The following is a 6,324-nucleotide window of genomic DNA, read 5'->3' on the forward strand; positions in this document are numbered from 1 at the left end:
GACGAGCTTGATAGAGTGAAGGTCTAGTTCTGTATAGCTGGTAGACGAAGGGCGACTGGATCCGTTGGTTGAAGTAAGGCAAGCCCGGTACTTCATTGCCGTGGCCGAGGAATTGAATTTCAGCCGCGCGGCCGGCCGGCTCAGAATGTCGCAGCCGCCGCTGAGCCAGGCCATTCTCCAGCTGGAACGCCAACTGGGGACCACGCTCCTGACCAGGTCAAGCCGGAGCGTGCTCCTGACTGAGGCCGGGAACTTGTTTCTGGAGCAGTGCAGGCTGCTGGTGGGGGCATCCGAGCGCGCCCATGAAGTGGCGGCGCTGGCCAATGGAGGCCTGGCCGGCACCCTGCGCATCGGTGCGGTAACGTCGGCGTTCAGCGAAACGTTGCCGCAGATCCTGCAGCGGTTCCGTGCCTCCCGGCCGCTCGTGGAACTGCAGGTTCAGGAGATCGACTCCCACCAGGGACGCGACGCGCTCGAGCGCAGGGAATTGGACGTTGCCATTATTCGGCAGTCCGTGACGGGCAGGCGCCTGAAGTCGGTGCCGCTACGGCGGGATCATTTTGTGGTCGCCATGCCCGAAGGCCACAGATTGGCGGGCGGTGAAGGGCCGGTCAGCCTCGCCGAGTTCCGGGACGAGCCATGGGTGTGGCTGCGAAGGCCCGTTTCCCCGGACTACCATGACGAACTCGTGGCAGCCTGCCGGCAGGCAGGTTTCAGCCCCGAGGCCCAGCACTACGCCAACTCCATCAACTCCCAACTGGCCATGGTCAAATGCGGACTGGGAGTAACACTCGCACCCGAGTCCTCCGTCAGACAGCAGCCCCAGGACCTCGTCTGGCGGGAGCTGCGCAGGCGCGTCGACCTGGTGGAGCTCTCCGTCGTGGTCCGCTCGGGAGACCACGAACCTCTCGTCGAACACTTCATCGCCTGCTCCGCCCCTGAAGGGGGCGGCGCCGGGACCGACGCCCCGGTCTAGGAGTGGATGCCACCAGCTTTAAGTACGGCCGGAATTCCGATGTCCTCCGCCCGGGGCGGCGGCCTCGATCGGCCCCTGCTGAACAAAGGCTCGGTACCGGGGCGCGAGTTCGGCATTCATCTGTCCGCGCAGGACTGCTGCCCAATCGTGGTCCCAGCCGGTCTGGAGCCAGGCACGGGTCTTCCGACGATGCGGTGGCCTTGGCGCCGTGATCAAGCAAGTGTCGAACTATCACGATAGGTCCCTACGTCACGGCTTCGATGCGGTCTACCTGGCTGTGTTCCGTTGACAGCCACTGTAGGAGCAAGAATGGTCCCCACCCGGCCCGTTGGGCTGTTCTGTCTGTGAAACCTGGCGTCTGACGGCGCAATGGACGGTTACGTTCCCGCCTGAATGCACCGGTTCGGACAGGTTCCGATTTCGCCACGGCCCGAGGTGTGCGGGAGGTGTCAGTTTGTCCGACGAAGACGTCATCTTCGTACCAGATGATGGTGGCTATTACGCAGTTTGGAACCCCTGCAGGCAGCAGCTAATCCGGAGCCATCCGGCGAAGCACGTTCCCGAGAACGGCGTTGTTCGTCGCCACAACGCTGTCCATTCGTTCTGCACCAAGGACGTGCACGACACGCCAGGACAGCCCCCGAACATCGCCCGGTTCACCTTCCTGGACGAACCCTCGTGCGGCTTCGTCGACAGCCTTTGTCCCTGAGGATCCGGCCGGTGGCGCGCTAGTTTTTTGCCCCTGCCTGGGAGAACCAATTCAGTACCATTGCGGCTCTAGGGCACCATAAATCATGCTCGATATTGCAAAATGGTACTTAAGTTGTATTCTGAATCACAGACACTGCGACGAAGGAGTCTGTCTTGAAAATCACAATTATTGGTTCTGGCCAGGTTGGCCTTTGCTGGGCGCAGGCGCTAACCGCCTCCGGCACTCACAACATTTCGCTCTCTGATCCTCAGCCCCCCGCTGCGGCGAAGAGTTGGTCCGAAACTTCCGGGACGGCCATCCGTCCTGCGGTTTCGGAATGGATCGCGGATCAGGATCTCGTCCTGGTCTGCGTTCCAGGCTCGGTCCTGCTTCTCGTGACCGATCCGCTGGTGCGGCACCTGAGTCCCGGTGCGACAATCGTAGATATGACGACGGCTGGAGCCCAGGCCAAGCGGGAATCCGCTGCCCGGGCCGATGCTGCAGGCATCGGCTACATTGACATCGCGATCACCGGAGCCGTCGCCCTCAACGGGGTACGGACACCACTGCTGTTCGCGGGCGAACCCAACAGCGCCGTGGAAGAACTGCTCCGCGCTGCAGGTGCTCCGGTCCGCGTTCTTCCCGGCAGCGTGCCGGGTGATGCCGTCACCGTGAAGCTGCTGCGCTCGGTGATCATGAAGGGCCTGGAAGCCCTGGCCATCGAAGCCCTCCCGGCAGCACGCGCATACGGTGTGCTGGGCCAGCTCTACACCGTGCTTGGCGATGTTGACCAGGCCCCGTTTACGGATCTGCTCAAGAGCATGGTTGCCACCCATCCTGCCCACGCCGTCCGCCGTCATGCGGAAGTACTTGAAGCAGCATCCCAGCTGGACCAAGTCGGACTCCCGGCGGAGCTGACAGGACAGGTTGCAGGCAAGTTCGCCGCCACGGCGGAAAACGTCGGCCGCAACGGCGGACCAACTGCTTCAACTTTTGAGGGATCCTTAGATTGGCTGGACACGCTGGCACTCGGAACAGCTGCCGCTCCGACCGCTGAAGAGGTACCGGCATGAGCGCCGTCGCAAACCGTCCCCGCGTCGGGGACGCAACAGTCCGGAAGATCAAATTCCGCATCCTGCCCCTGCTCGTGCTGTTGTACATCATCGCGTTCATCGACCGGGCCAACGTCGGATTTGTCGCCAAAGAGATGAACGCCGACCTCGGCATCACCACCGCCCAGTTCGGTCTCGCCGCGGGACTCTTCTCCATTGGCTAGTTCCTCTTTGAAGTACCCAGCAACATCCTCATGCGCAAAGTCGGTGCCCGCCGCTGGATCGCTCGCATCCTCGTCACCTGGGGCATCGTCGCCATCTTCAGCGGCTTCGTTCAGGACTTCACCCAGTTGGCCATCGCCAGAACACTTCTCGGCGTCGCCGAGGCGGGCTTCTTTCCCTGCGTGATCCTTTACCTGTCCTTCTGGTTCCCGGAACGTGAACGCGCCCGGGTCGTCGCCCTCTTCATGATCGCCCTGCCACTGGCGACCGTCATCGCCGCCCCCTTGTCCGTGCTCATCCTGGACAACGTCCAATGGCTGGGTATGGACAGCTGGCGCTGGGTCTTCATTCTCGAAGGCGCGCCGGCCCTGATCCTGGCCGTCGTGACGCTCTTCGTCCTCGTAGATTCCCCATCCAAGGCCAAGTGGCTGACCGCGGAGGAAAAGACTTGGCTGGAAACCACCCTGCAAGCCGAGCAGGCTGCCAAGGTCGAGCGCCACGGCAAAGTCTCGTTCTGGCGCAGCCTCGCAGGCGGCCGCGTCCTGGCACTGTCCCTGATCTACTACAGCAAGTCCGTAGCGATCTACGTCCTGGCCTTCTTCACCCCCCAGATCATCGCCGCAGCATCCACCCAGCTCAGCAACACCGCCGTCGGATACATCAACGCCGTCCCGTACGGCATCGCCGCGATCTTCATGGTCTTCTGGGCCCGCCACTCCGACAAGAAGCGCGAACGGCGCTGGCACGTCGGCATCCCGCTGATCGCCGCCGGCATCGGGCTTGCGCTGATGCCATTCGCTGTCAACAACCTGCTGCTCTCCATCGTCCTGCTGACCGTGATCACCGTCGCCGTCTACGCCACCTACGGGCCGTTCTGGTCCCTGCCCTCCCTGTTCCTTACCGGACAATCGGCAGCCGTCGGGCTGGCCGCCATCAATTCGCTGGCCAACCTGGGCGGCTTCGTGGGCCCGTTCGCCTTCGGCGCCCTGAAGGACTCCACCGGCAACAACAACTGGGGCCTGGCGATGGTCAGCATCACCTGCCTCATCGCCGCCGCCATGGTCGTCGGCCTGAAATTCGTCCGCCAGGCAGAAGCCACCGCCCGCTTCGCCGAAGAAAAAGCCGACGCCGAGGCAGAACTCGTCACCGCAGGAGAGAACTCGAAATGACCGTCACAGAAACCACCGACCAGCGACTCAGCCGCCTGGCTGAACTCGGAGCGGCCACCGTGTACGAGGCCAACGGCCAGCGCGACGCCCTCGACCCGGCCATCAAGCGACTCGACCCGAAGTCACGCATTGCCGGCCGCGTCGTGACCGTGGACCTCGAACCCGGCGACAACTGGTTCATCCACGTCGCACTGCTCGAAGCCGGCGAAGGGGACATCCTCGTCGTCGACGCCAAGGGCTACACCCAGGCAGGCCCCTGGGGAGACGTCCTGACCCTGGCCGCCCAGGAACGCGGGCTCGCGGGGCTGGTCATCGACGGCGCCGTGCGGGACAGCCAGGAAATCATCGCCTCCGGCTTCCCGGTCTTCACCCGGGGGGTCTGCATCCGCAAAACCACGAAAGTGCAAAAGGGCAGGGTTAACGTCCCCGTCACGGTCGGCGGCGTACTGATCGAACCCGGAGACATCCTCGTCGGCGACGCCGACGGGCTCGTGCGCGTCAATGCAAGCGACGTGGACACCGCATTGGCTGCCTCGGAGCACCGTGAGCTCAAAGAGGAAGACATGCGCGCACGGATCCGCGCCGGCGCCACCACGCTGGACCTGCTCGGACTGACCCGCCCGTGAGACTAGGCTGGTGGGCAGTTAACATCATGGTCCGCTGAGATCATGACAGGTTTCGGGAGGGTGATGGACAGGCAACGTCAGGACGTCTTGGAGGATCTGCGCGCCAAGATCACCACCGGCAAGCTTCCTCCCGGCAGCCACCTCACCGAGCGGGCCCTCTGCGAGGAATACGCCGTCAGCCGCACTCCCATCCGGACCGTCCTGCGTGAACTCGCCGACGAAGGACTCGTCGTTGTCTCACCCCGCCGCGGCGTCTTCGTGGCAGAGTGGACCACCGCCGACGCGGCAGAAGTGATGTCTATCCGGGCACTTCTCGAATCCCACGCCGCCGGCCTTGCGGCGCACAGCCGGTCAGATTCCCAGCTTGAGGAACTGAACCGGCTGTGTGACCGCATGGACACACTCGCCCGAAACCAGGCGGACGGATACCGGGCCGAAATCGCCGAACTCAATCACGAACTCCACCTACTCATCCTCGAATCAGCAGCCTCACCCAGACTGTTCAACATCGCCAAGGACCTCGCTCTTGCTCCGCTGATGTCCGGATCTTTCCAGTACTACGCCCCCGACGAACTCAAACGCAGCCTCCAGGACCACCGGCTGATCGTCGACGCCATTACCCAACGCGATGACAACCGGGCACGCGCCCTGATGGAAGGCCACCTCCGCACCTCCTACGCCGCCCTCACCCGCAGGCGCTGACACCGCAAGGTAGAGGCCGGGCCCACTCCACCTGCACCCGTCAAGGACAGCGCGTGACCGCACGAAAATACCTCAGCTGGAACCGCCCCATCGGCGCACTCATCGAAATCCGCCGGCACGGCCAAACCACCAGAACCGGAGCCGTGAAAGATGCCATGCACGACTCGCCCGCTCTCTGGCTCGCCTCCGACGGAGTCTATCCGCGCACCGTCTACGAATCCGCGCTGGAATACAAGCATTTTGTCCGAACCGCTGTCGAACGGCACCTGGTTGAACTTGAAGCCGGTGTCGTTCTGGATCTGCTTGAGGATCAGGTCGTCGTCGCCAAAGGCAGCGCCGGTGAACGCCGCCGTCGTTGTCCCTGCTTTTGCTTTTGGCGACGAGATCGTCAAACGTCGAGATTCCTGAATCGGGCTTGACGCCACGACGGTGTCCGACGATGCGACTTCCGGCGTCAAGAGTTTCTGCAGATTTTCCTGCACGCATCATGCTCGATCTGCACGCAGCAAAAACGAACGACGGCGGGAGCGTCCCGCCGTCGTTCGTCTTCTATGTTTTGGGTTGCTTGCGTGCGCGGGGCTAGGAGGCGCCTGGGCCCGAGGTGACGAGGACTGCCGCGCCCTGGGCCTTTTCGGCCTCTGTGGGCTGCAGGTCCGCTTCGAGGGTTGAGTTCTTGGACGGGTCCTTGATCATGATGGCGGCGACGAGAGTGAGTGCGATGCACCCCGTGACGTACCAGAAGAAGGTGGACTCCATCCCGCCCTGCTTCAGTGCCAGGGCAATGGGCTCCGCCGTGCCGCCGAAGGTTGCCGCGACCAGGGCGTGGGGGAGGCCGACTCCCAGGGCACGGACGCGGGTGGGGAACATTTCTGCCTTGACGATGGCC

7 protein-coding genes and 2 pseudogenes are annotated in these 6,324 nt (G+C 63.5%); 7 read left to right on the top strand and 2 right to left on the bottom strand.

All coding sequences use genetic code 11. The annotated features are described in order from the left end of the window. Window positions 1-64: 64 nt before the first annotated feature. From ABFP37_RS20585 to ABFP37_RS20615, 7 genes and pseudogenes are all read left to right on the top strand, one after another. On the top strand, window positions 65-976 hold the full coding sequence (locus ABFP37_RS20585) for a LysR substrate-binding domain-containing protein (RefSeq protein WP_347034774.1): 912 nt from the start codon (window positions 65-67) through the stop codon (window positions 974-976). A gap of 454 nt (window positions 977-1,430) precedes the next feature. Further along, window positions 1,431-1,685 (top strand): hypothetical protein, encoded by a 255-nt coding sequence (locus tag ABFP37_RS20590; protein ID WP_347034775.1) that lies wholly within the window; start codon window positions 1,431-1,433, stop codon window positions 1,683-1,685. 155 nt (window positions 1,686-1,840) lie between these two features. Continuing rightward, window positions 1,841-2,740, top strand: coding sequence for an NAD(P)-binding domain-containing protein (locus tag ABFP37_RS20595; RefSeq protein WP_347034776.1), 900 nt, complete (start codon window positions 1,841-1,843; stop codon window positions 2,738-2,740). Further along, window positions 2,737-2,943: a hypothetical protein gene (locus tag ABFP37_RS20600; RefSeq protein ID WP_347034777.1), complete on the top strand. Its 207-nt coding sequence runs from the start codon at window positions 2,737-2,739 to the stop codon at window positions 2,941-2,943. The genes ABFP37_RS20595 and ABFP37_RS20600 overlap by 4 nt, the downstream gene beginning before the upstream one ends. A 15-nt stretch (window positions 2,944-2,958) precedes the next feature. Continuing rightward, window positions 2,959-4,110, top strand: a pseudogene (locus ABFP37_RS20605) (MFS transporter); the annotation flags it as partial. After that, the gene (locus tag ABFP37_RS20610; protein WP_347034778.1) at window positions 4,107-4,736 is read left to right on the top strand and encodes a 4-carboxy-4-hydroxy-2-oxoadipate aldolase/oxaloacetate decarboxylase; all 630 of its coding nucleotides are present in this window, start codon (window positions 4,107-4,109) and stop codon (window positions 4,734-4,736) included. The pseudogene ABFP37_RS20605 and the gene ABFP37_RS20610, both read left to right, overlap by 4 nt. A gap of 63 nt (window positions 4,737-4,799) precedes the next feature. Beyond that, on the top strand, window positions 4,800-5,438 hold the full coding sequence (locus ABFP37_RS20615) for a GntR family transcriptional regulator (RefSeq protein ID WP_347034779.1): 639 nt from the start codon (window positions 4,800-4,802) through the stop codon (window positions 5,436-5,438). On the opposite strand, the gene ABFP37_RS20620 is transcribed toward ABFP37_RS20615, so the two are convergent. After that, entirely contained in the window at window positions 5,411-5,920 is a 510-nt protein-coding gene (locus tag ABFP37_RS20620; protein WP_347034780.1) for a hypothetical protein, read from the bottom strand. The genes ABFP37_RS20615 and ABFP37_RS20620 overlap by 28 nt on opposite strands. A 97-nt stretch (window positions 5,921-6,017) precedes the next feature. After that, window positions 6,018-6,324: pseudogene (locus ABFP37_RS20625) on the bottom strand (hypothetical protein); the annotation flags it as partial.

The sequence above is a fragment of the Burkholderia sp. RS01 genome, assembly GCF_039748055.1.
Taxonomy (GTDB): Bacteria; Actinomycetota; Actinomycetes; order Actinomycetales; family Micrococcaceae; genus Arthrobacter.

Bases quoted from the DNA above. Each gene is read 5' to 3' on its own strand.
- ABFP37_RS20600 (WP_347034777.1), top strand. From the start codon at position 2,737: ATGAGCGCCGTCGCAAACCGTCCCCGCGTCGGGGACGCAACAGTCCGG.
- ABFP37_RS20610 (WP_347034778.1), top strand. From the start codon at position 4,107: ATGACCGTCACAGAAACCACCGACCAGCGACTCAGCCGCCTGGCTGAA.
- ABFP37_RS20615 (WP_347034779.1), top strand. From the start codon at position 4,800: ATGGACAGGCAACGTCAGGACGTCTTGGAGGATCTGCGCGCCAAGATC.